The organism is Candidatus Paceibacterota bacterium (assembly GCA_030583745.1).
Taxonomy (GTDB): domain Bacteria; phylum Patescibacteriota; class Minisyncoccia; order Phycocordibacterales; family BOKC01; genus BOKC01.
In genome coordinates, this window is the sequence record CP129473.1 from 299,912 (window position 1) to 322,221 (window position 22,310).

22 protein-coding genes and 7 tRNA genes are annotated in these 22,310 nt (G+C 41.2%); 14 read left to right on the forward strand and 15 right to left on the reverse strand.

Annotation, left to right across the window (positions count from 1 at the left end; translation table 11 throughout):
* The first annotated feature begins 33 nt into the window (after positions 1 to 33).
* The 5 genes from QY304_01565 (at position 34) to QY304_01585 (ending at position 4,531) form a co-directional block, all read left to right on the forward strand.
* Positions 34 to 115, forward strand: a tRNA-Leu gene (locus QY304_01565).
* Between the two features lie 58 nt (positions 116 to 173).
* On the forward strand, positions 174 to 2,300 hold the full coding sequence (locus tag QY304_01570; protein WKZ26772.1) for a hypothetical protein: 2,127 nt from the start codon (positions 174 to 176) through the stop codon (positions 2,298 to 2,300).
* A complete protein-coding gene (locus tag QY304_01575; protein WKZ26773.1) occupies positions 2,281 to 2,706 on the forward strand; it encodes a hypothetical protein in 426 nt (141 codons plus the stop codon). The genes QY304_01570 and QY304_01575 overlap by 20 nt, the downstream gene beginning before the upstream one ends.
* Positions 2,707 to 3,618, forward strand: coding sequence for a tRNA (adenosine(37)-N6)-dimethylallyltransferase MiaA (gene miaA, locus QY304_01580; GenBank protein ID WKZ26774.1), 912 nt, complete (start codon positions 2,707 to 2,709; stop codon positions 3,616 to 3,618).
* A 142-nt stretch (positions 3,619 to 3,760) separates the two neighbouring features.
* Entirely contained in the window at positions 3,761 to 4,531 is a 771-nt protein-coding gene (locus QY304_01585) for a class I SAM-dependent methyltransferase (protein ID WKZ26775.1), read from the forward strand.
* Positions 4,532 to 4,533: 2 nt separating this feature from the next.
* On the opposite strand, the gene QY304_01590 is transcribed toward QY304_01585, so the two are convergent.
* From QY304_01590 to QY304_01635, 10 genes are all read right to left on the reverse strand, one after another.
* The gene (locus QY304_01590; protein ID WKZ26776.1) at positions 4,534 to 5,007 is read right to left on the reverse strand and encodes an NADAR family protein; all 474 of its coding nucleotides are present in this window, start codon (positions 5,005 to 5,007) and stop codon (positions 4,534 to 4,536) included.
* A 25-nt stretch (positions 5,008 to 5,032) separates the two neighbouring features.
* The gene (locus QY304_01595) at positions 5,033 to 5,584 is read right to left on the reverse strand and encodes a DUF4202 family protein (GenBank protein ID WKZ26777.1); all 552 of its coding nucleotides are present in this window, start codon (positions 5,582 to 5,584) and stop codon (positions 5,033 to 5,035) included.
* Positions 5,585 to 5,604: 20 nt separating this feature from the next.
* A tRNA-Trp gene (locus tag QY304_01600) sits at positions 5,605 to 5,676 on the reverse strand.
* Entirely contained in the window at positions 5,662 to 6,318 is a 657-nt protein-coding gene (locus tag QY304_01605) for a helix-turn-helix domain-containing protein (GenBank protein ID WKZ26778.1), read from the reverse strand. Before QY304_01605 ends, QY304_01600 begins: the two co-directional genes overlap by 15 nt.
* 119 nt (positions 6,319 to 6,437) lie before the next feature.
* Positions 6,438 to 6,596 carry a 50S ribosomal protein L33 gene (gene rpmG / locus QY304_01610; protein WKZ26779.1) on the reverse strand — a complete coding sequence of 53 codons (159 nt, stop codon included), beginning with the start codon at positions 6,594 to 6,596 and terminating at the stop codon, positions 6,438 to 6,440.
* Positions 6,597 to 7,004: 408 nt separating this feature from the next.
* Positions 7,005 to 8,204, reverse strand: a complete 1,200-nt coding sequence (gene alr / locus QY304_01615; protein ID WKZ26780.1) for an alanine racemase — start codon at positions 8,202 to 8,204, stop codon at positions 7,005 to 7,007.
* Between the two features lie 514 nt (positions 8,205 to 8,718).
* Positions 8,719 to 9,285 carry a hypothetical protein gene (locus QY304_01620; GenBank protein ID WKZ26781.1) on the reverse strand — a complete coding sequence of 189 codons (567 nt, stop codon included), beginning with the start codon at positions 9,283 to 9,285 and terminating at the stop codon, positions 8,719 to 8,721.
* Between the two features lie 260 nt (positions 9,286 to 9,545).
* Positions 9,546 to 9,632: transfer RNA gene (locus QY304_01625), tRNA-Tyr, on the reverse strand.
* Between the two features lie 72 nt (positions 9,633 to 9,704).
* Positions 9,705 to 12,407 (reverse strand): AAA family ATPase, encoded by a 2,703-nt coding sequence (locus QY304_01630; protein ID WKZ26782.1) that lies wholly within the window; start codon positions 12,405 to 12,407, stop codon positions 9,705 to 9,707.
* Positions 12,408 to 12,492: 85 nt separating this feature from the next.
* Positions 12,493 to 13,260: a hypothetical protein gene (locus QY304_01635; GenBank protein ID WKZ26783.1), complete on the reverse strand. Its 768-nt coding sequence runs from the start codon at positions 13,258 to 13,260 to the stop codon at positions 12,493 to 12,495.
* Between the two features lie 123 nt (positions 13,261 to 13,383).
* On the opposite strand from QY304_01635, the gene QY304_01640 reads away from it, so the two are divergent.
* From QY304_01640 to QY304_01670, 7 genes are all read left to right on the forward strand, one after another.
* Complete coding sequence (locus QY304_01640; protein ID WKZ26784.1) at positions 13,384 to 13,878, forward strand: DUF4446 family protein; 495 nt, start codon at positions 13,384 to 13,386, stop codon at positions 13,876 to 13,878.
* A gap of 81 nt (positions 13,879 to 13,959) precedes the next feature.
* The gene (gene infB / locus QY304_01645) at positions 13,960 to 15,483 is read left to right on the forward strand and encodes a translation initiation factor IF-2 (GenBank protein WKZ26785.1); all 1,524 of its coding nucleotides are present in this window, start codon (positions 13,960 to 13,962) and stop codon (positions 15,481 to 15,483) included.
* Positions 15,483 to 15,773: a hypothetical protein gene (locus tag QY304_01650; GenBank protein ID WKZ26786.1), complete on the forward strand. Its 291-nt coding sequence runs from the start codon at positions 15,483 to 15,485 to the stop codon at positions 15,771 to 15,773. Before infB ends, QY304_01650 begins: the two co-directional genes overlap by 1 nt.
* A gap of 359 nt (positions 15,774 to 16,132) precedes the next feature.
* Positions 16,133 to 16,204: transfer RNA gene (locus QY304_01655), tRNA-Cys, on the forward strand.
* Between the two features lie 5 nt (positions 16,205 to 16,209).
* Positions 16,210 to 16,291 (forward strand) — tRNA-Leu (locus tag QY304_01660).
* Between the two features lie 118 nt (positions 16,292 to 16,409).
* Positions 16,410 to 16,482: transfer RNA gene (locus QY304_01665), tRNA-Lys, on the forward strand.
* Between the two features lie 40 nt (positions 16,483 to 16,522).
* Positions 16,523 to 16,604 (forward strand) — tRNA-Leu (locus QY304_01670).
* A gap of 70 nt (positions 16,605 to 16,674) precedes the next feature.
* Here QY304_01670 and QY304_01675 read toward each other — a convergent pair.
* Complete coding sequence (locus QY304_01675; GenBank protein WKZ26787.1) at positions 16,675 to 17,022, reverse strand: hypothetical protein; 348 nt, start codon at positions 17,020 to 17,022, stop codon at positions 16,675 to 16,677.
* A gap of 269 nt (positions 17,023 to 17,291) precedes the next feature.
* Entirely contained in the window at positions 17,292 to 18,053 is a 762-nt protein-coding gene (locus QY304_01680; GenBank protein ID WKZ26788.1) for a hypothetical protein, read from the reverse strand.
* A gap of 255 nt (positions 18,054 to 18,308) precedes the next feature.
* On the opposite strand from QY304_01680, the gene QY304_01685 reads away from it, so the two are divergent.
* A complete protein-coding gene (locus tag QY304_01685) occupies positions 18,309 to 19,571 on the forward strand; it encodes a hypothetical protein (GenBank protein ID WKZ26789.1) in 1,263 nt (420 codons plus the stop codon).
* 182 nt (positions 19,572 to 19,753) lie between these two features.
* Positions 19,754 to 21,067, forward strand: coding sequence for a hypothetical protein (locus QY304_01690; protein ID WKZ26790.1), 1,314 nt, complete (start codon positions 19,754 to 19,756; stop codon positions 21,065 to 21,067).
* Positions 21,068 to 21,148: 81 nt separating this feature from the next.
* On the opposite strand, the gene QY304_01695 is transcribed toward QY304_01690, so the two are convergent.
* From QY304_01695 to QY304_01705, 3 genes are all read right to left on the reverse strand, one after another.
* Positions 21,149 to 21,409 (reverse strand): hypothetical protein, encoded by a 261-nt coding sequence (locus tag QY304_01695; protein WKZ26791.1) that lies wholly within the window; start codon positions 21,407 to 21,409, stop codon positions 21,149 to 21,151.
* Between the two features lie 50 nt (positions 21,410 to 21,459).
* Positions 21,460 to 21,813, reverse strand: a complete 354-nt coding sequence (locus tag QY304_01700; GenBank protein WKZ26792.1) for a pilin — start codon at positions 21,811 to 21,813, stop codon at positions 21,460 to 21,462.
* Positions 21,814 to 21,908: 95 nt separating this feature from the next.
* The gene (locus QY304_01705; GenBank protein ID WKZ26793.1) at positions 21,909 to 22,280 is read right to left on the reverse strand and encodes a hypothetical protein; all 372 of its coding nucleotides are present in this window, start codon (positions 22,278 to 22,280) and stop codon (positions 21,909 to 21,911) included.
* Positions 22,281 to 22,310: the final 30 nt, after the last annotated feature.

A 22,310-nucleotide genomic window follows, 5' to 3' on the forward strand; every position in this document is an offset into this window, starting at 1 on the left:
ACCCTGATTTAATATAATATTTTCATCAGACAAGCTGGAGTGGCGGAATTGGTAGACGCGCACGACTCAAAATCGTGTGGGGTAACCCGTGGGAGTTCGATTCTCCCCTCCAGCATTTTGTACGGAATAGTAAACCAAGAGAATTTGGTCTTTAACTTTGCTATAATTTAAAAATGGATATTTATTTGATTTTGAGAATCCTACATCTCTTGGGATTTGCTATCGGCATTGGTGGCGCCACGGCATCCGATGCCCTATTTTTTAGAAGTCTAAAAGACAAAAAAATTACAGATGACGAATTGAACTTGTTAAAAACTTTGTCGAGGTTGATGTGGGCTGGAATTTCTATCTTGGTCATTTCGGGAGCGGGATTTTTAATTTATTCACACGTCACAACAGGCAGTATACCGCTTCTGTCTAATCCCCGATTTTTAGCAAAACTGACAATTGTTGGTGTGATAATAACAAACGGTGTTGTCTTCCATTCTATTATTCTGCCTTTCTTGTCAAAATCAGTCGGTAAAAAACTAAACAAAAAATCCTTAGGTAATAAATTCATGCTTTTGGTTTCGGCGGGTGGAATTTCAATCGCCTCTTGGTACAGTACTTTTATTTTTGCGATGTTAAAGCAGTTTTCTATGCCATATTTCGTCTGGATAAATATCTACGTTTTAGCTGTTCTCTTGGCGATTACCGGGGGATATTTTGTTTTTTCCTTTAAACTGAAAAATAAAAACGAACAAAAAAAAGCTAATGCTAAAAACATAAATCCAAATCCCCCTAATAGCGGTAACAAAAACAAAACCGAAAAAATAATCTTTAGCGCGCTTGTTTTACTCGTTATTTTATCAGCTGTCTTAATCACAAAACCTTTTGCTACTTCCGACAAAAATTATTATGTTTGTATAGATGAAATTCCGCCATGGTTCCATCCTGAAGTTTTAGAAATAAAAAAAGGAGATACCGTCATTTGGAAACATTGCAAAAATACAAATAAATCAGAAAACGACCGTCACCTAAGAAATACTCTTGAATCGATTTTTTTAAAAAAAATAAACGCTCACGAAGAGAATGGTGGCGACAATTACAAGCATATCCACACCCACCCGATACTGGCGATCTCTGGACCAGAAATTTTTTCTAGTGGCTTTAGACCAATAGGCCACATTGAAGATAAAAACGAATTTTCTTTTAAATTTACTAAAGAAGGAATTTACGAATATCTCTGCCCTACCCATCCATATATGAAAGGAATAATCGCTGTTGGTGAAAAATCCCCAGTAGAATCACTCTGGCCGCCAAAAGAAAAACTTGATCAAAATTTAATGGTTTTGCCGAAAACTCCGGGAATTGGAGAAATTTGGGTTGATACCCAGTTTGAAATAGTCCCCGGACAAAGACATCCAGGAACAATAACCGTTATAGATGCCGAGACTTGGGAAATCAAAAATATAATCAAAGACCATGATTTTAATAACCCTCACAATCTTTGGAATACTCCGGATAACAAATTCATTTTCCAAACCCAGTGGCATCATAATATTGTGACAAAAATAGACGCAGAAACAAAAGAGGTTTTAAAAAACCTTCCGCTTGGTAATGCGCCGGCTCACGTTTTTGTTCACCCCAAGAAAGAGAGGGTTTACTGGACGATAAATAACGAAACGCAAATTATTATTACTGATTACGAACTGAACGTCCTAGAAGAAATTCCAACCTCATTCGGACCACATGGTGTTTGGATTGACCCTTCTGGAAAGTGGATGAGTGTCGCCGCTACTTTAGCAGAGGAAATAAACATAATTGACCTTGAAAAAGAAGAAATAGTGGCGACCTTTGAAGCGCCGGGTTTACCTCTAGCAACACAGATTACCAATGATGGAAAATACGCAATGGTAAGTCTTCTCCTTGAAAACAAAGTTAGGTTTATTGATTTGGAAAAAATGGAAATAGTAAAAGATGTGGAGGTCGGAACTTTCCCAATTTGGGCTATTCCAGAACCGACCGGAAAATATGTTTTTGTCGCAAACACCGGCACAGCCGACATCAGTATAATTTCCCTAGAAAGATTTGAGGTTGAAAAAACCATTCCAGCGGCAGCCGGCGCTCACGGCATTATCTTTGGCAAAAAATCAGGTGGCGGATATTATGGATACTTTTCCAATAAATTTGCCCGCGCCGTTGGCATAATTGACTTAGATACATTAGAAACAGTTGGTTTTATTCCTCTTGGTGAAAATCAATGGGGAGGCAATGGAATTTTGGTAATACCAAACCCTTATGACGAAATTAGTTTCTGACAAAAAATTTGTTGGGTTAATTTTGACTTTGATTATTTTGTTTTGTTTGACTCTGTTTTTGCAGATATTTTCAGCTCCAAATCAAACATTCAAAGAAAGAAATCTGGAAAATAATTTAACGGAAAATGAAAAATTAGTTTTTGTTGGAGAAATGTATTTTAAGCAAAAAGAACCGGAAATGCCAAGAAATGTTCTGAACTTTAAAAAAGGAGAAATAGTAAAATTCTATAATGAAGGAAGTGTTCCCCACACCGTCACGGTAGAGGAATTTGTCTTTGATGAGGTAATTAATCCCGGGGAATCAACTTATTTCTCGGCAGAAAAAGTCATCGAAAATACCTTGGTTACCTGTCGTTTCCATCCAGGTCATCGCTCTAGTCTTACTATAAGCCAGTCGTCGGATTAAATGCTCGGTAGTAAAATAGAAAAAAGAAAGGTTATTGTAATAATAGGCCCAACCGCAACGGGAAAAAGTGGGCTTGCTGTTGAGTTAGCAAAAAAATTTAATGGAGAAATTATTTCTGCTGACTCGAGGCAGGTTTATAAGGGGCTCAACATCGGTACAGGAAAAATAACAAAAAGAGAAATGCAGGGTGTGCCCCACTATCTACTTGATGTCGCTAATCCGAAAAGAAGATTCACTGTCGCGGAATACAAAAAACTAGCAGAAAAAATACTACCATATATGGTAGTGCGAAATAAACTGCCGATAATTGTTGGTGGCACAGGATTTTATATTGAAGCTCTAGTTGACGATTTAAATTTGCCGGAAGTTCCTCCGAATTTAGGATTGCGAGAGAAATTAGAGAAAAAATCTACTGAAGAGCTTTTTAAAATTCTCCAAAAACTGGATCCAAAACGTGCAAAAAATATTGATTACAAAAACCCCCGCCGCCTCATCCGTGCTATTGAAATCGCCAAACATCTCGGAAAAATTCCCCCCTATACCCTAAACCCTAGTGGCTATACCCCACTTTTTATCGGTCTAGATTTACCTGATAAAAAACTCAAGCAAAAAATAAAAAAACGTCTGGAAGAGAGAATAAAAAAAGGGATGATTTCAGAAGCCAAAAAACTTCATAAAAACGGCTTGAGTTACAAAAGAATGGAAGAACTGGGATTAGAATATCGCTTCTTGGCTAAATATTTGAAAGGAGAAATAAGTAAAGAAGAAATGAAAAAACTTCTGGAAACCGCCATCTGGCAATACGCCAAACGCCAACGCACTTGGTTTAAGAGAGATAAGAGAATTAAATGGATAAAGCCGAACGGACAAAATAAAATCGAGAAAGAAATAGAAAGATTCCTAAAAATCTGAGTTCTTTCATTTACCCATTCGTACGAATAGGTAAATGAAAAACAAACTGGATTAAAAATCAAAAAGAAATAGAGGGTTAAAAAAGAGGCGGGTCTCTTTTTTAAATAAAGACATCACCAATTCTGATTTGATATACTTAAACATGATGAGTTTTGAAGGACCAAAATTTAACACCGAGCCCAATAAATCTGAACAAGAACCCTTAAGCGGTGATTTTTTGAAGCAGCAAATTCGTCTTCCGGAAGCAGAATGGGATGAAAGGTTTAGAAAATTAGTTACAAGAAAGATAAAAGAGAAGAAGGATAGAGAATCTAAAGAACCAGAAGAATCTCCGGAAGTTCTTCGTGAAGAATCATACAGACGTTATTTAAAGGTATTAAATTTGGATGAAGAATTATTAAGGGGAAAAAAGATATTAGATTTTGGATCTGGTGAAGGTGAGTTTGTAAAATATCTTATAGATAAAGAAATTACTCAAGAAGCATACGGGATTGATGAGGACCTGGATCAAAATACAGTTGAAGAAGAATTTCAAAATCATTTCTTTCAGGGTGACTTCAGAGACGATCTTCCAGTAAAAGATGCAGACTACATTGTTTCTGTAGGCGCTATGAACGCGGTTTGGACAGATGAAGATGTCAGAGATGTAAAACGTATGGTTGACAAAACCCTTGCCTCTCTTAAAAAGAATGGGGAAATAAGAATAGCTGGTATAGCGGAACCCGCTAAGGCAAACCCTATCGAACTTGAGGGTCTCGATACTACCTTAAAGAGATGGCGCGAATTACTTAAAGATATATCTGAAAGTCAAGGAATAGAATGCAGACTTGAACCACAAGATATCGAGCTTATGGGTGAAGACAATCATATTGCATTGCAATATGTGTTGGTTATAAAAAGAAAGGAAAATTAATTTTATTTAAAATCATCCCGAATTTTCATCCAAATTTTCCCAACCATATTCTCTCCATCCCCTTCTGGACCAATACCCCAGAAGTTATCAACTGGTGAATTTTCTATAATTTCCTTGTTACCTGTTTTCTTCAATATTTCTCGTACATCTTTGTGCTGTTCGGCTTTGGCTTTTAATATTTCTTCCATAACAGAAACTTTTCTGTCGTGCCAGTCACTTGGTTGGTTTGATTTATTTGCATCAGAGATCTCTTTTACAAGATGCGGACTTTTTGCTTCTAAGATTTTATCGGCAATTTCAGCATCGGTTTCAGAAAATTTTTTCCATTGAAAAGCATGCTCGGCGGTCGAAAATTCTTTATCCCAAATATTTATTACGTGTGCTGAAAAATTATCCAGCGGATGAAATGCCGGAGTAAAAAAGTAAACAGCATTATCTGTCTCTTTATTTAAATCTTTATTAGATTTTGGATACATGATACATACCAAGCGATGAAAATTTTTATTTCCTATAACCCTCAAGGATCTTGGACCATTTTTCGTAATTTTCTCTAGCAATTTCTTTTCGCTTTTTTGAACTAATACGATTAAACATCCAGTCTAATTTTTCTTTTACCTCTTCATATCCTTCTATCGCGGCTTTTTCATTTACAAACAATTCAGCATTAGTTTCAAAAAAGCTCACCGAATCTGCATCCATAAGAGCATTCTGTTCTTCATCGCCACCAACTTCATGCTTACTTATTAAATGCCTAACAGTTTTGATAACATCTTCAGAGGATTTTTGAGATTTCAAAAACTTAGCCATAATCTCAGCGCCTTTCTCTTGGTGGACTCTTAAAAATTCCTTATCAAGATAATTTTTTAAATTATTTTTAGTTTTTTCATCTCGAAAAGATCGTTCAATATCATGACTATAAGCAGCAATTTTATGAGCTTCGTTTGCTTCCGGCAAAAATCTTTCAAGCCAAAATACTGTTCTCTCAAAATGAGGTTTCTGCTTCCACTGAAATGATTTGTCCACATACTCAATTGTTTTTGAAAAAAGATCCATATTTAATAGTTTTTATTTTGCGGGTCCAGCAGGACTTGAACCTGCAGTCCGGGATTTGGAGTCCCGTGGTTTACCAATTAACCGATGGACCCTTTCATATACTCTCTGGCTATAGCCAATAAATCTTGAGCCAGACGAGCATCATAATATCGAATATTAGCACAACCTTGATAATTTTTCCTTACCCTCTTTCCTCCATTATTTTTCTTATAGGATTTCATAAACTGACCTTGAGGAATCTTTGTTATTCTTGACCAGAAAGCTTTCTGTGTTTTTTCACTATGATAATTATGTAGATGAATACAAACTCTGAATTTTTTCTCGTTTAAAACGAAAGAAGCTCTTAAAAGTTTTAGAAAAGTAGAAATCAAATTAGGGTCTGAATTGATAAAACCAAAATATGAATCATTTTTTACCCCTTCACACCAATAAATAACAGCGCATATAACCTTTTTTGATTCTTTGTCTAGATCTACTACTTTTAAAATATCTAGAGCTTTTTGTTTTGATTCATCCAGGCGCGCTCTTTTCTTTGCTCTAAGAACTTCTTGGGAGGCAATTTGTCCTCTTGTATATTTTTTTCTTAACAACTCTTTCGCTTCATCAGATAATTCTACGTCCCTTACCCATAAAGATACAGAGCTTTTCGAAACATTTAAGTTATCCGAAATTTCTTTAAGTGAAAATCCTTTTCCCCTCAACTGCACCGCTTTGTGCCTTTCTTTTAATTTCATACTCTGAACCTACTAGTTAGTTCATATTAACTAATTATAACATAATAGATAATACCAAAAAGAGCGATAATTCTCTATCACCCCCCTATTGGCTATTGGCTAAACCCTATACCCTATCCCTATTTCTTGGTTTCTTTATGCACCTGCCTTTTTCTGCAGGTATTGCAATATTTTTTAAGTTCAATCTTCCGCTCCACCAATTTCTTATTCTTGGAGGACCGGTAGTTAATATTTTTGCACTTACTGCAAGCAAGTTTTATTAATCTGTCTTGACTCATGTTACTAGGTTTATTAAGCTCTAGGCTTTAGGCACTAGGAATTTTTATTAAAGCTAAAGAATAATAGAAAATGTCTAAAAAAGCAACTAGATGTATCCGTCCAGCACATATGAGACTGCTTTGCTGATAATATACTAAAAATATACTGCATCGGAATATTATCAAGGAAATTCCTTGATAAGGACATAAGGATATATGATGTTGAATATTATCAAGGAATTTTAAGGATGAATTAAATTATCAAACAATCTATGACGGCCGTCATAGATTGTTTGATGATTTCTGAAACTGGCATGTTATCTTTTTTGAATACATTAAAAAAACTGCTAAAAAAACCTGTATGTATTTTTTTGCAAATTTACATATAAGACTTTAAATTAAAGTCTTATATGTATCTGAACTTATGCACTAGACATAAAATCTTTTAATCAAAGGATTAATTCTAGTGATTATTTCATAGTTTGTGGTGTCAGCAAGCCGAGCTAGCTCGTCAGCCGAAACTTCCTCCCCACTTTGCCTTCCTAAAATCACCACCTCATCACCTATTCTAGGGTTTCGGATTTTGCCTGCCTGCCGGAGCTTTGACGCGGGCAGGGGGTTAGAGTTTGGGGAAATGCCTGATACGTCGACGGCAATCATATCCATAGACACCCTGCCTAAAACTCGGCACTTTTTGCCGCCAACTAAAACCCAACCAATAGACGAGAGCGAACGCGGAAAACCGTGCCAGTAGCCAATCGGGCAAATCGCGACCAAAGAATCTTTTGTGAGCGTCTCGGTTAGGTCATAACCAATTTTTGATCCCTTCGGCAATTTTTTAATCTCCCCCACCACAGTCTTCCAAGACAAAACCGGCTGTAATTTTAATTTATCTTTGCAAAAAGCTTCAACTTCCGGCGAAGGCCAGAGGCCGTACATTGCGATTCCGATTCTCACCAAATCAAAATGTGTATCTGGAAAAATTAAAGTGCCGGAACTGGCGGCTGCATGCTTGATTGGGTTAAATCCCACTTCTTCAAATGCATTAACCCACTTTTTGAATTCTTCTAGCTGACTGTAAGTATATTTTGGAAATGAAGGGTTTTTGGCCGCCGCAAAATGAGTATAGAGACCCTCGATCTCAACATTTAAGGCCTGACGATTGACTTTTAACTGGTTGAGAATTTTTGGCAAATCAGACACAAAAAACCCCTGACGTCCCATTCCAGTATCAACTTTTATATGAAGCTTTGCCGGCTTCTTTACCTTTATTTTTTTTAAAGCATCTAAAACTTCAAAAGAAGGGACTGTGATACTGATATCATTTTCAATCGCCAGCTTTAACATTTCTGGTAGAGTGTGTCCAAGAACCAGAATCGGCTTTTTGATTCCGGCTTTCCGTAAAGCAAGGGCTTCAATGACCGAGTCGACACCGAGCCAATCAATACCGAGCCAACTTATTTCTTTCGAAAAGTCAATAATTCCGTGTCCGTAAGCGTTTGATTTAACGACAGACATCAAGCGACATTTTTTTGGAACTATTGAGCGAAAAACTTGATAGTTATTTTTCAGAGCTTTTTTATCAACTTCTATCCAAGTCCTCAATCCAGCTCTTTTTCTTTTATCCATAATTAACACCAATTTATCAAAAAAACGGTTAACAAACAACAAAGCACCCCCGCGTCTCGGCGGGGGTTTTCAGAAGAAACAAACCAGAAAGAAAATGGTTGTGATGGAAAAACCGAGAAAAAGTCCGAGGATAAAGCAGAACTTCCCTCGGTGTTTGAAGACTCTGTCATACCGCGACCGATCCTCTGTATAATCCATATTTCTTTCCTCCTTTCTAAAATGGAGAGTACCATAAAAAAACCGAAAAATAAAACGAGTCAAATTCTGGTGCACGATATTAAAGATAGTTCGAACGCATTTCGCCGCCGCAGGCGGCGGGGAGGCCACCAAAAAATCGGAGCGGCTTCGCCGCGCACTTTGACAATTTCACATGCTTCTTTTGCGGCAAACTATTTTGAGTTCGCGAAGCGAACACAATTTCAGTATAGAAAATTTTTAATGGGCTGAAAAGAAAAGACCCGTCGCAAGTTGTTAGCTCACGACGGGTCAATGACCTTGTGGAGGAACGTCCGTTTCAGCCACGCCTGTCGAAGATCTTGACAACCTTCTTCTGCTCCGAGTTCCACTCCCAGCGTTGGCTGAGGTTGTCCTCGTTGTGCAGACGACTCATGGCGAGGTCGAGCTCGGCGATGGCGAAACTGATCGCGCGATCGCTGAACGGCTGTACCACTCCTTCGTCGGCCGGGCAAGGCTCGAACTTCCAGCCACTTGCGGTGCGAATGACCGAGTTACACCCGAACTCCGAGTACTCTGGGTGCCGGCCGACCAGTTCGTGATTGCCGCAGTAGAACACGCGATCCCACTTGCCATCGTTGTCGTAGTCGTGCCCTGTGATCCCGACGTAGCTCGGACTGTCGACAAGCCTCAGATGAACCAGTCGACGGAAACCGTAGCCATGATCGGCTTCGTCGATCTCCACGTTGTAGGCGATGTTCTCCGACTGGAGCTCTCCGTGATAGAGATTCCAGGTCACGAGATGCTCGCCCCGCTCGTCGATGACCGCCGTGTAGATCATGGCACCCACCGCGACGACGAGCGCGATGGCGGCCAGGCCCAAGGCCAGATTGTTTCGGTTGCGCATGGCATACCTCCTATCGTTTGGAATGTGCTGGCGATGAGTCACCATGACTCATCTATGAACCAAAATAAGCTTAGCATAAAACATTTTCTATGTCAAGGTCGAGCAGATAAACAAAAACAGCCCTCTTGGGCCGTTAAGATGAATTCAAAAAATTTCTTTTTTCAACCGAGAACCGCGTTTTAAATTTCGTGCCCAAAGAGCCGTACGATTTAATAGCCGAGGCCGCGAATGCGGCCGAGGCAAACTTGACTTTTCCATTCTGGTGCGCCGGGTAGGATTCGAACCTACGTAGCCCTAAGGGCGACAGATTTACAGTCTGTTGCGATTGACCACTCCGCCACCGACGCAAAAAGAACAAAGAACACTAAAAAAATACTATAAGTTCAGAGAAAAGACAATTAAATTTTAATTTCTTAGCTTTAGCTCTTTGTTAGCGCCTCATCCATAAACGGGCTTTTTTCTACCAAACTCCCCTTTCGGCCTTTTTTGATGTCAAACTTAAATTCCTTGTTCAAGACATCAACCACCACAAACCCACCCCTAACCAAACCTTTGGAAATAATTAGTGAAGCGACAGGAGAAAGAATCTTGTTCTGGATCAAGCGCCTCATCGGCCGAGCGCCGTACTGTGGGTCAAAGCCGATTTCTGCCAAATATTCAATCGCCGCCGGGGTTACTTCAAGTTTAATCTCTTTCTGTTCAAGGCGTTTCGCAATCTCCCCAACTTGAATTTGTGCAATTTGCTTTATAGCTTCTTTGCTTAAAGTGTCAAAGACAATAATATCGTCCAGACGATTCAAAAATTCCGGCTTGAAATGATCTTTCAAGCTTTCCAATACTTTTTCTTTCATTTCTTGATAATTTCCAAATCCATCTTTCTCACCGCCAAAGCCAATTTTTTGCATCCGATCAATATATTGAGCGCCGACGTTAGAAGTCAGAACAATAACGGTATTTCTAAAATTAATTGTCCGACCTTTGGCATCGGTCAGTCGTCCGTTGTCTAAAATCTGAAGCATGATATTAAAAACTTCCGGATGAGCTTTTTCAATTTCATCAAATAAGACAACGGAGTAAGGCCTGTGTCTTATTTTTTCAGTAAAAGTTCCGCCTTCTTCAAAACCAACGTAGCCCGGTGGCGCGCCGATAATTTTTGAAACAGAATGTTTTTCCATATATTCCGACATATCAACTCGAATCAAAGCTTTTTCATTGTCAAACATAAACTCAGCGAGGGCTTTGGTCAATTCAGTTTTACCAACTCCAGTCGGACCTAAAAAGATAAAAGAACCAATTGGTCTTTCCGGATCAGCAATACCGGCGCGAGAGCGTTTGACGGTATCGGTGATTCTCTTTACCGCTTCATCTTGACCGATAATACGATTTTTCAACCAATCTTCCATCCTATTCAATTTTTCAGCTTCCGCTTCAAGCATCTTTGAAACCGGCACTCCAGTCCAACGAGAAACAACCTCGGCAATATCAGTTTCAGTAATTTCTTCTTTTAAAATCCGGCGGAAACTTTGGAGTTTCTTTAGACGCTTTGTTCTTTGATCCAACTCCTTTTCTAGAGCTGGTATCTTGCCGTATCTAATTTCGGCCACCAGAGTTAAGTCCGCTTGGCTTTCGGCTTTTTCGGCTTGAATTTTCAAATCATCAATTTCTTTCTTGACCGACTTCATTTCCGAAACTGTTTCTTTTTCATTTTTCCACTTTAGCTCAATCTCAGAGGTTTTTTCTTTCAAATCTGCAATTTCTTTTTCTATTTCTTTTATTCTGGCTTTGACCTTGCTACTTTTGGAGTCTTTGGAAGACTTGGCTTCTTTCGTTAGAGCCTGTCTTTCTATTTCTAGCTTCATTATTTTTGACTGTGCTTCTTCAAGAATTGGCGGCATATTTTCCAAAGAAATTTTCAACTGTGAGGCCGCTTCATCTATCAAATCAACCGCCTTGTCTGGCAAAGATCTGTCAGTGATATAGCGACTTGAAAGATTGACAGCCGAGATAATCGCGTCATCAGTTATCCTAACACCATGATATAGCTCGTACTTTTCTTTAAGACCACGAAGAATTGTAACAGCATCTTCGATTGAAGGTTCGCTGACAAAAACCGGTTGAAAGCGCCTGGTCAAAGCCGGGTCTTTCTCTATGTATTTTTGATATTCTTTCAGGGTGGTCGCGCCAATTGCCCGAAGTTCTCCTTGCGCAAGCGGAGGTTTCAACATATTTGACGCATCAATTGATCCTTCGGCTGCGCCAGCACCTACAATTGTATGGATTTCATCAATAAAAAGAATTATCTTACCGTTTGAACTTTCTATTTCTTTCAGAATTTTTTTCAACCGATCCTCAAATTCTCCGCGGTATTTGGTTCCGGCAACCAAAAGCCCAAGATCCAAAGAAACAAGCTCTTTGTCTTTTAATGATTCAGGCACGTCGCCTTTTGCAATTTTTATTGCCAAACCTTCGGCAATAGCGGTCTTGCCAACTCCGGCTTCTCCAATCAATATCGGATTGTTTTTTTTCCTGCGAGACAAAATCTGAATTATTCTTGAAATTTCAATATCTCTGCCAATCACCGGATCTAATTTGTTTTCCGAAGCCATTTTCGTCAAACTTCTAGTATATTTCGGCAAGAATCTGTATTTTTTAGTCTGACCAACATCAGTAATCTTGCTATGACGTAATTCCTCAAGAACTTTCAAAACCCTGTCTTTGTCTATTTTAAACTTAGACAATATTTCTTTAGCAACAGACGGCACCTCGCAAGCGGCAATAAACAAATGTTCCGTTGATACAAATTGGTCGTTTAAGCCCGAAGCGATTTTTGGGCTCAACTCTATGGTTTGAGCCAGCTCCGGAGTTATGTAGATTTGATAAGAAGGCGCCATGGTTGTTGAGCCTTCCGGCGCTTCGGTCGCGTCCAGAATAGAATCTGTCAAAAGAATGGTGTCCACTTCCAAACGCTCCAAAATTGAAAACACGATACTCTCTTCCTGCAAGATTAAAGCGGCCAGCAAATGAAGCGGGTTCACATGATTTTGACCTCGCTCAATTGCCATCTCGTGAGCTTTTCTGATGGCTTCTTTGGCCTTAGTTGTAAATTGATTGAATGGCGGCATATTTAAAAAAGATTAAAACAAAAAAATCTTAATCTAAATTGTAAGTTTTTTTAATATGTTTGTCAAATTTAATAATCTAATCTAGTTAGTTTCCTTTTTCAGCTTTCAATACATTTATCGGAATAAAAATCGAACCTCCTACTGAATTTAGACCAACGACTTCCCCCTTCAGATTGACTATAGGGCTCAAACTCTCGTTGTTCAAAATATCAGTTTCAATTGAAGAAAATTTTGAGACCGCACCTTCTTCGTTTCTAGACAAACTCAAAATCCGTCCGATTGAGACAGAAGTCTTAGATTCTCCCCTCATCGAAATAACCGTTTGTCCGAGCTGAAGACTGTCTGAATTGGCCAAAACCGCCGGCTTCATTACCGAATCTCCCGGCACCTGCTCGGTCTTAAAAAAAGAGAAGTGTGTAGTATTGAGAGTGCTGTTGATTTTGGAAATTGAACCATCTGGCAAAACCGCTTCGAAAAACAAACCTCCTGCGGTATCAAGCTTGCCAGTCGCAATAAGCCCGTCTTTGTCCAAAAGCAAACCCAAACCGACAAAAACTTTTTCTTCGCCAGAAACTCTAAAGATTCTCACCAAACTCGGTTCGTTATTAGCAATAGCTTCTATAACCAAATCCTCCTCTTGAACAACAACTGTCACTTCTCTTGTCACCACATCTCTAGTCTGTTGAGGCACAATCGTCTCGACAGTTCTCTCAACGACTCTGTTTACTGTTTGAGTTACGGTCGGCGGAGCTTCTACTAAAAGAGAGTAGGTCATAATACTTGTTGCGACTGAACCAACAAAACTGACTAAAAGTGCCAATAAGATTATTTGGTTTTTATTAAGATCTTCCATATTTTAAATTATAGCAAAAAACAAAAAAAGATATACAGTGTTTGCAAACCCCTAATCCAAAATCTGTTGATAAATTAATGTTTTACATTTAAATCGGCAAAGGATAAAATACATTCCATAAAAATGGAAAAATTTACAACACTCAACAACGAAACATTCTTTATTTTGGCACTAGCATTATCATTCGTCGTCGTGTTTTCGCTTTTTTTATGGATTTGGCGGTTAGAAAGAAAAATTAAAAAAATTTTGGGCGGAGGAGTGAGCGCAAATATTGAATCTGTAATTCTAGAAAACCACAAAAGAATAAAAAGGGTGGAAGAGCAACAAAAAGTAACTATCGAGAGATTAAGTCTGATAGAAAACAAATTAAGAAAAAGTGTCAGGGCAATAGAAACCATCAGATTTAATCCTTTCAAGGGGGTTGGTGTTGGTGGTAATCAGAGCTTCTCTTCGGCTTTCTTGAACGAAGATGGGGACGGATTAGTCTTGTCAGGACTATACTTGAGAGATCGGGTCTCAATTTACGCCAAACCACTAAAAAACCTACAAGCAGAATTTGAACTTTCCGAAGAAGAAAAATTGGCTATTAAAAAAGCTCTGGACTCTACTAAAAACTAAATACAGGTTTTGCGAATTAGGTTTTTCAAGCCGATTTTTGTTATTGGACAATAACACTAAAAAATGTAAACTCTATTGAATATGCCCGAAAAAAAACAGAAAAAACAAGGAACGAAACAGCGCTCGCCTATTGTTGTGGTTATGGGGCATATTGATCATGGCAAATCAACACTTCTTGATTACATCAGGAAAACCAAAATTACAGAAAACGAAAAAGGTGGAATAACACAACATATGGGTGCTTACGAAGTTGAAACTGCACCAAACAAAAAAATTACTTTTCTAGACACCCCGGGGCATGAGGCCTTTCAAGCCATAAGATCGCGAGGGGCCAAAGTCGCTGACATCGCTGTATTGGTTGTGGCGGCAGACGACGGCGTCAAACCCCAAACCCTTGAAGCACTGAAGTGTATTCGCGAAGAAGAAATGCCCTTTGTCGTCGCCATCAACAAAATCGATAAACCAGACGCAAATATAGAAAAAACAAAAAATGATCTAGCCGAAAACGAAATTTTTTTGGAAGGATTCGGCGGAGATGTGCCTTTCGCCGCCATCTCTGCAAAAACCGGAGAAAATATAAACGAGCTTTTAGATTTACTCTGGCTTATGGCTGAAATGGAAGAATTGAAGGGTGATCCAGAAATCTTGGCCGAGGGCGTTGTTCTTGAAAGCCATTTAGATCCCAAAAAGGGTGTGGCGGCGACGCTCGTCATCAAAGACGGAACTTTAAAAAAAGGATTGTTTGTTGCGACTAGCGAAGCGTTAGCCCCGGTCCGAATTATGGAAAGCTTTCTTGGAGAAAATATTTCGGAAGCCAGTTTCTCAAATCCAATTAGATTAGTTGGCTGGAATGTAATGCCAAAAGTCGGAGAAATTTTTAAAGCTTTTAAAACCAAAAAGGAAGCCGAAGTGTTTATTATCTCATCAAAATTGATTGGAAAAAACCCCGACCGAAGTGAGAATGGTGCAAGAGAGCAAAACAGAAAAACAATAGTTCCGGTAATAATAAAAGCTGATACCGCCGGAGGTGTCGAAGGGGTTGAACATGAATTGAAAAAACTTGGAAACGAACATCTGGAGTTTAAAATTTTAAGCTCCGGAATCGGAATAATAACCGAAAAAGACGTGCAGAAAGCCACCGCCGGGCAACAAAAAGGCACAATAATCGGCTTTAACGTAAAAATAGACAATTCGGCAAAAAATTTGGCGGAGAGGGACGAAATAATGATAAAAAATTTTGAAATAATTTATAAAATCACTGAATGGTTGAAAACTGATCTCTCGCAATATTTGCCGAAAATTGAGGTAGAGGAGATCACGGGTAAAGCCAAGATTCTTAAACTCTTTGGCGAACAAAAGGGACGCCAAATAGTCGGGGGAAAAGTTCTGGAAGGAGAGATTCCGGCTGACGGACTATTTAGAATTATCCGCCGAGAAAATATTTTAGGAGACGGTCGGATAAAAGAATTACAACAGAAAAAAGAAAAATCTGGAAAAGTGGAGGCCGGCAACGAATTCGGAGCCCTTTTGGAAGCAAAACAGGAGGTAGCCGCCGGTGACACTTTAGAAATTTATAAGAAGGTCTTCCAGACAATAAAAATCTGATGCGGCCTTACAAAAAAGAAAAGGTGGAAGAGATTTTGCACCATGCGGCCGCTGAATTTTTTAGAAAAGAATCAGGACCGCAATCGCTTTTGACGGTCGTTGGTGTCAATTTTGACGAAAAGAAAAAAAGAGCAGTTATTCTTTTCAGTATTTTGCCTGTAGAAAAAACAAAATCAGCAATTGATTTTATTGAGAGACAGAAAAGAGATTTTATTGACTATTTAAAGAAGAATACAAAAATGAAAATTATTCCGTTTATTTCTTTTGAGTTGTCACCAATAATTGCATAAGTTCAGATACATATAAGACTTTAAATTAATCTTATATGTAAATTTGCAAAAAAATACATACAGGTTTTTTTAGCAGTTTTTTTAATGTATTCAAAAAAGATAACATGCTAGTTTCAGAAATCATCAAACAATCTATGACGGCCGTCACAGATTGTTTGATAATTTAATTCATCCTTAAAATTCCTTGATAACATTCAACATCATATATCCTTATGTCCTTATCAAGGAATTTCCTTGATAATATTCTGATGCAATATATTTTTAGTACGTTGTCAGCAAAGGGGTCTCGTATGCGCTGGACTAGTACAATAATTTGACTATCGGCTTTTTGCTCAATAGAATAGTAACTGTCGATAGGTGGTGGCGTAGACAAGTGGTAAGTCAAGAGTCTGCAAAACTCTTATGCGGCGGTTCGATTCCGCCCGCCACCTCATGTGCCCGGGTGGCGTAATTGGTAGCCGCAATCGACTTAAGATCGATCGCCGTAAGGCATGCGAGTTCGAGTCTCGCCCCGGGCATCAGACCGCCCATAGCTGTCTTGGTAGATATGAAGTTAGGTAACCGCTATAGCTGTCTTGGTAGATATGAAGTTAGATGACCGCCCATAGCTGTTTTGGTAGATATGAAGTTAGATGACCGCCCATAGCTCAGTTGGCAGAGCAGTCGCCTCTTAAGCGAACGGTCGTAGGTTCAAATCCTACTGGGCGGATAGCCATGATTTAGAGTTTAGAAATTAGAAATTAAGTTTTGGGCGAGTGGCGTAATTGGTAGCCGCGCTGCGCTTAGGACGCAGTGGAGTAATCCGTGGAGGTTCGAGTCCTCTCTCGCCCATAAAATATCAAAAAAAAAGAAGGCCACGCGAGGTGCGTGGCCTTTAGGGTTACGTTGTTGCTTCAGGAGGTTACGAACCGCCGGACCTGGAGGTGGCACCGGAGTTGGAGTCGGCATTTCCACCTGCTCCGCCCTGTCCCGTGGCCGTGGCAGACGACCCACCTCCTTCCTGTGTCACGTTCGTCCTCGCGGGGCGAAGCACGTATGCACCACCCACAATTCCTGCCGGCATTGCGACAGACTCCAGGATGCTCCGAGAATTAGCGTCCGAAGCGCCGAGATGCCAAGACTCCCCTGTAAGTTCGTTGAGAAGGTGGCTGTCGAAGCGCTTCAGTCCCGGAGAAAGGAGACCAGCCGGGGAATTGCTCTCCACCGTCTGATGCCACAAACTCCAATGTCGAACAACTGGGATCATCATCTGAGACGTGGTTTGAGACATGCCCTGAGACATGCCTTGGACGTCGGCGTAGTTTTGGAGAGTGTCCGGGTTCGAGTCGTTGTTGGTGTTGTTGTGGGCCATGCCCCTGGCTTCTGCCAGGTCCACGGCAGAGAAAAGCTCCACCGGACGATGAGCTGTGACCGTAGTGGAACATCCACTCACGACGACAGTCACGATCAGTCCGAACAGACAGACAACAATCTTCATCATCACTGATCTCCCTTTCTTTTGTTCTGTTGATTCTCTTTTCAACTCCACACGATGTGGATTCTGAATGGTGGAGGCCATCTCCGCCACATACCTTCTACGAAAAAAATGAAGCCCTCGTCAAACTCACGAATCGGCACGTCTTTGAAGATCAGTTTTTCTTCGGGAAAGTTGTCGTGAGTAAGTACCACCATTTTTGCCCTCCGGTCATTTAGGGTCGGTGGTGACTGAGAAGAAAGTGTTTCGGGCTTCACCTTTTCATTCAGCCGGTTTTCTAGACGACTGACAGCTGAGTTGACCTCGGCGATTTCTTGCCGAAGCTTCTCCTGCTCTGCCCGGTCGCCTTGGCCGGCAACGCTTAGAGCAAAGACGTCGCTAAGTTTAGTGTTGATGTCTTGTAGTGTGCCGGTGAGAGCCGAGAGATTTTCCCGAATTTCTCCGAGAGAATCCTCGACGCTTCCCTGCTGACCTTGGAGTTGCGAGAACTCCAACGCCAGCTGATTGACCCTGATCGTGAGATCCTGAACGGACTTCGCGATCAGGTCTTCTTCCGGTTCCGGCTCAACAGCCAGAGCTTTGACTTCTTCGGACTTCTGCTCTACTTGATCTTCTTCCGGTTTCTCCTCTCTTTCTGTTTCCCCCTCCGTCACTTCGGACTTCTTCTCGTCCTCCGATTTGGACGCGGTTGCTGACTCCGCAACCTTCTGATTCGCCGACTGGTCAAAATCCGGGGCATTAACATACCCCAAAACAGCGACACAGAGCGCCACAAGCGCTCCAAAAACCCGAGTGAAATCCCTCATTTTTCCCCTCTTTTTTTCTCTTTCTTGTGTTAGTTTGATTCAAACTTCCGGTACGCCCAGAAGCCTGATTTATGCAACAACGTCAATGTCCATCCAATAAAGAGTATGCGCCTTTGTTCATAAAAGTCAATAGACAAAAATTTGACTTTCATAAAAACATGATATACTATTGTAAGCAGTAGTTCCTTGACGTGAGGAATTTATACACACAGATTCAGATTTGCCATAACAACGGCAAGAAAAAAGGAGAGAATCATGGAAAGTGTCGTGTGGTGGTTGGATCTGATTGGTAAGCTAACCCTTGTGATCATAACCTTTCTACTCCCTCTTTGGTTCATTCTTCTGGCTAGGTGGTTAGCCAAAATTGGCGAACAAATCCCGTACCTGCAGTTCTTCACAGTCGTCAACGAGGGAGAAGCAAAAACAATAACAGTCAACGGAAAGTTTGACAGAGCTATCATGTCATTCACTGGTTACGCTTTCAGGTGGCAGGTCTTCTCTAGAGAAGAGGAAATTGACTTTACACCTGACGAACTTAGGTGGGCCAAGGAAAGACTGACAGAAGAGAATTCAACATTCAGTTCCCAACCGAAAAGACAGCAAGAATCGTTGAGCAGAGACTGGCTCAAGAGGGAAGCTGTCGGGGAGCCAGGGCCCTGGGATGTCATCCGTCTATCAGAAAACCTAGAAATTCGCAGAGGTCAACTCATTCTTCTCTCTAGTTTACCCTTTATAGGCAAATTGGTCGGTGGTCTTCGCTGGGTGGGAATCCTGCCCGGAATCTCTCACAGAGTCTATCAGATGCCCCGCTTTGCTTGGGCATCTGTCGAATACCGAAAGGATGAGCAAGGAAATCCTACCCACGACAGGGTTGTCGTGCCCAAGGAAATGTCGAGCTACGAAGTAGTGTTTGTCAAGAGAGATGTCTATCCTGTCATCCTTCGACCAGCAATTGTCGATGAGGGTGTGCAAATAAACCTTGTAGTACTCCTGCAAATCTGCAGCAGAAACCCCTTCAAGACCATGCATCGTATTGAGCACTGGTTTGAATCTGTCTCCAACAGAGTGCAAACTAGGTTGAGAGAGTTGGTTGGCCGAAGGGGGCTTAAAGAAGTCTACGGCAGTGGACCGCAACCCCTACTTGCCGAGGCGCTCTTACGCGAACTTCAGGACATCATTACAGATGTAAGGATTAGATTCGGAATCCAGATTGACGCTATAGAAATCTTCTCTGCTGAATTCGCTCGAAATACCGACAACGACATCTACATACTCCCCTTCAAGTCAGAACAGGAGGCACAAGGTATCAAGATCATCGCGAAGGCACGAGAGGAGGAGGCTAGGTTGGTGTTGCGGGCAACAGAACAGTATGGCGGAAGAGAAGCTGTAGAAACTCGACTCCTGACTGGACCGGACTCCAAGGTAACTACGGTTGTCCAGAAAGGCGCTATTAACGTAGCTCTTCCCCCCTCGTCTCCACCCACCCCGCCGGCAACCGGCGGTGGGACGGGAACCTGAATCCTCACTTCACGCATCGCTTCTCGCCCCGACGCACTCGCGTCGGGGCGTTTCTTTTTATTGACTTAACAAGTAAAACATGATAACATTTATAACGGAAAGTTCGTTGCCAAAAACATCCACTTTGTCAGTGTAGGCAAAGTAGAATCGTCGAAACATGTGCAAGAAGAAAGGAGTGCGAGATGAACATCACCCTTGCGGTTCTCGGAGTTTTGTTTTTCATCTCGATGCTCATAGTCGGGATGGAAAGATTCGTAAACTGGAAACATCCTGGAAAACAGGGCGATCGGAGCAAAGGAAAAGGAAGGAAAAGGAAGTCGGATCCCAAACGCCTGAACAGAAAAGTTCTGATTGGTAAGATTGCTGTCTATATTGTCTTCTTTGGGCCAGCATTATTTGTTTCAATGGCCATATTCTTCCAACTCTTCCACGAGAGACCCGATCGAGAAACAGCCTTCAGTGTGTGGGCTGTCGTTGGCTTGGCAGTTTTATTTACTCTCATCATCTTTGTTGCGGTGTTAATAACACAACGACAGGGGAAATCGGCAATCAAGTGGGCAATGATCGCAACTATGATAGCCCTACCAATCTACCTTGTTTGGTACTTCCTAGATATCCACACAACAACTTGGATTGTGATGCTGTACGTAGTAAAAATCCAAGTCGCAACTGAAGAACTCGAGTCAGAACACAGGAAAGTCCTGTGGTGGATCACAACAACCATCATCGCCCTTGTGGTCTTCTTCGCATTCTGGTGGCTCTCCAAACTCTTCAAAAAGAAAGTGAGGTCAGAAGACGGAACACGTCGTGCAGGTGTTTTCGAAAACACCTGCAGACGGGTCCTAAAATACGACGTAGGTTCAACCACGCTCTTCCGGTTCTTCGCAACCGGACTTGTGACGCTTGTCATCATGATCGGCGTCCACTTCCTCGCACAAATCTACTGGCCGGATAGCTGGAGCGGGTGGCGAAGAAGCGGGGTTGAGTTGTTCTGGATTCCAAATCTGGCAATCCTCCTGTTCTTCCCGCTAATCATCACGTTCCGCCGCTGGGGTTGGCTGCCGGCGTTAGCCATTGTCGGCATTACAGTGCTTGGTGTCCTCTCCAGCTTGGACTGGCTATCAAGCACGACGTCGACCGACAATGGCAGACACAGATCGACGGCAACCCAACCGTCTCAACCACAAGAGTGGCTCTCTGTCGGAGAACTGCGAGGAAAACAGAGCGTCACCACTCTACGAAACCTCTACTACGACGAATACCAGCTGTCGTACGACATCTGGTATCCCGACAGCAGGGGGAAGCGTGGAGAAGCGAAGCTCAAAAGGTGCATCGAGGACGGCAAGTACTACGGCACCTTTGAATACCGAAACCCAAGAGGAGAGGGCGATGTCTGGCTGGAAGAGATTCCAGATAGGCCCGGGCACTTCAGGGGTCAGTCCTGGAGTGATTACACTAACGGCGAAAGGGTCTGGTTCGAGATCAGACCCAAGTAGGCAACGATAACTACACGCAAGCGGCGAGCATCATGCTCGCCGCTTTTTCAATTCTATATTTTTTCGCACCAGACGTTTGATTTAAGGAATTATGCCTCCCGGCGCTGAAATTCCGAAAGTTCCGAGAATAATTTTGATTATCCCAAAAACGGCCACCATAATGAAAAGTCCGATAATCCCCCAGAGCATATGTTTCTTACCGGTCGCCCTTTTTTCTTCACTTTCCATTCCAGCAACAAACTGCAAAATACCCCAGAGAAAAACAAGACTGGCAGTAGCCAAAAGCAGAATAATCAGCGGATTAATAATGACCTGATTGACTTTGTAAATAATTTCGATCATTTGTTTTCAAGGCAAGAACCCCGCCAAAAGCGGGGTTCTTCAGAAAAATCTTAAAGTCCTGGAATCGCTGGAGGAGCGGGCGGTTGTCTTTCCGGAAAAATAGTAATCAGAAGGTTCACAATTCCCCAAATCGCAACCATCACAAAGAAAGCAATAATACCCCAAATCATGATTTGCTTACCTTTTCCTCTTTTTTCTTCGTCACCGGCAGAAGCCACAAACATCATCAAGCCCCAAAGGAAGAAGACCAAAGCTAAAGCGATAATGACCCCTGTAACAACATTCAAGAATCCCTTGAAAGCGTTCAAGAAATTACCAACTTCGCCGAATTGGGCATTTAAGACAGCAACCGGAAGAATAAAAAGAAATCCGGCCGGCAAAACCCATGCTAATAATTTTTTCATTTATTTTGTGAATAAAAAAACAACTTTTAAATTTTAACGACCTTTTAAATTTTAATACGATTAAACATTTTATTCAACCGCAGTTTTGCACAAAATTACCTTGGCAAAACCGGAGGAATAAAAATCGGCGGTAGAGGTGCCCCAGTCGGTAGAAAAATTGAAGCTAAAAGTCGAACTATACCCCAGATTGCGATCATCACTGCAAGAACAATAATCCCCCAGAGCATCTTTTGTTTCCCTTCAGACCTTTTGTCCTCGCTTCCGGCATTCAATACAAACAAGGCCATTCCCCAGAGAAAGAAAATAAGCGCTAAAGCGATAATGACCTTGACCAGAATATTTGCAAGAGCCAAAAAATTAACTAGAAAAACAACAAACGGACCATAGTGGTCAAAACCGGGTATTCCAAGAAGATACTGGCAAACATCTTTTGGTATTGCGCCCCAATTGCAAAGAATTTGAATCATATTTATAAATTATACGATAATTTTAAAAAT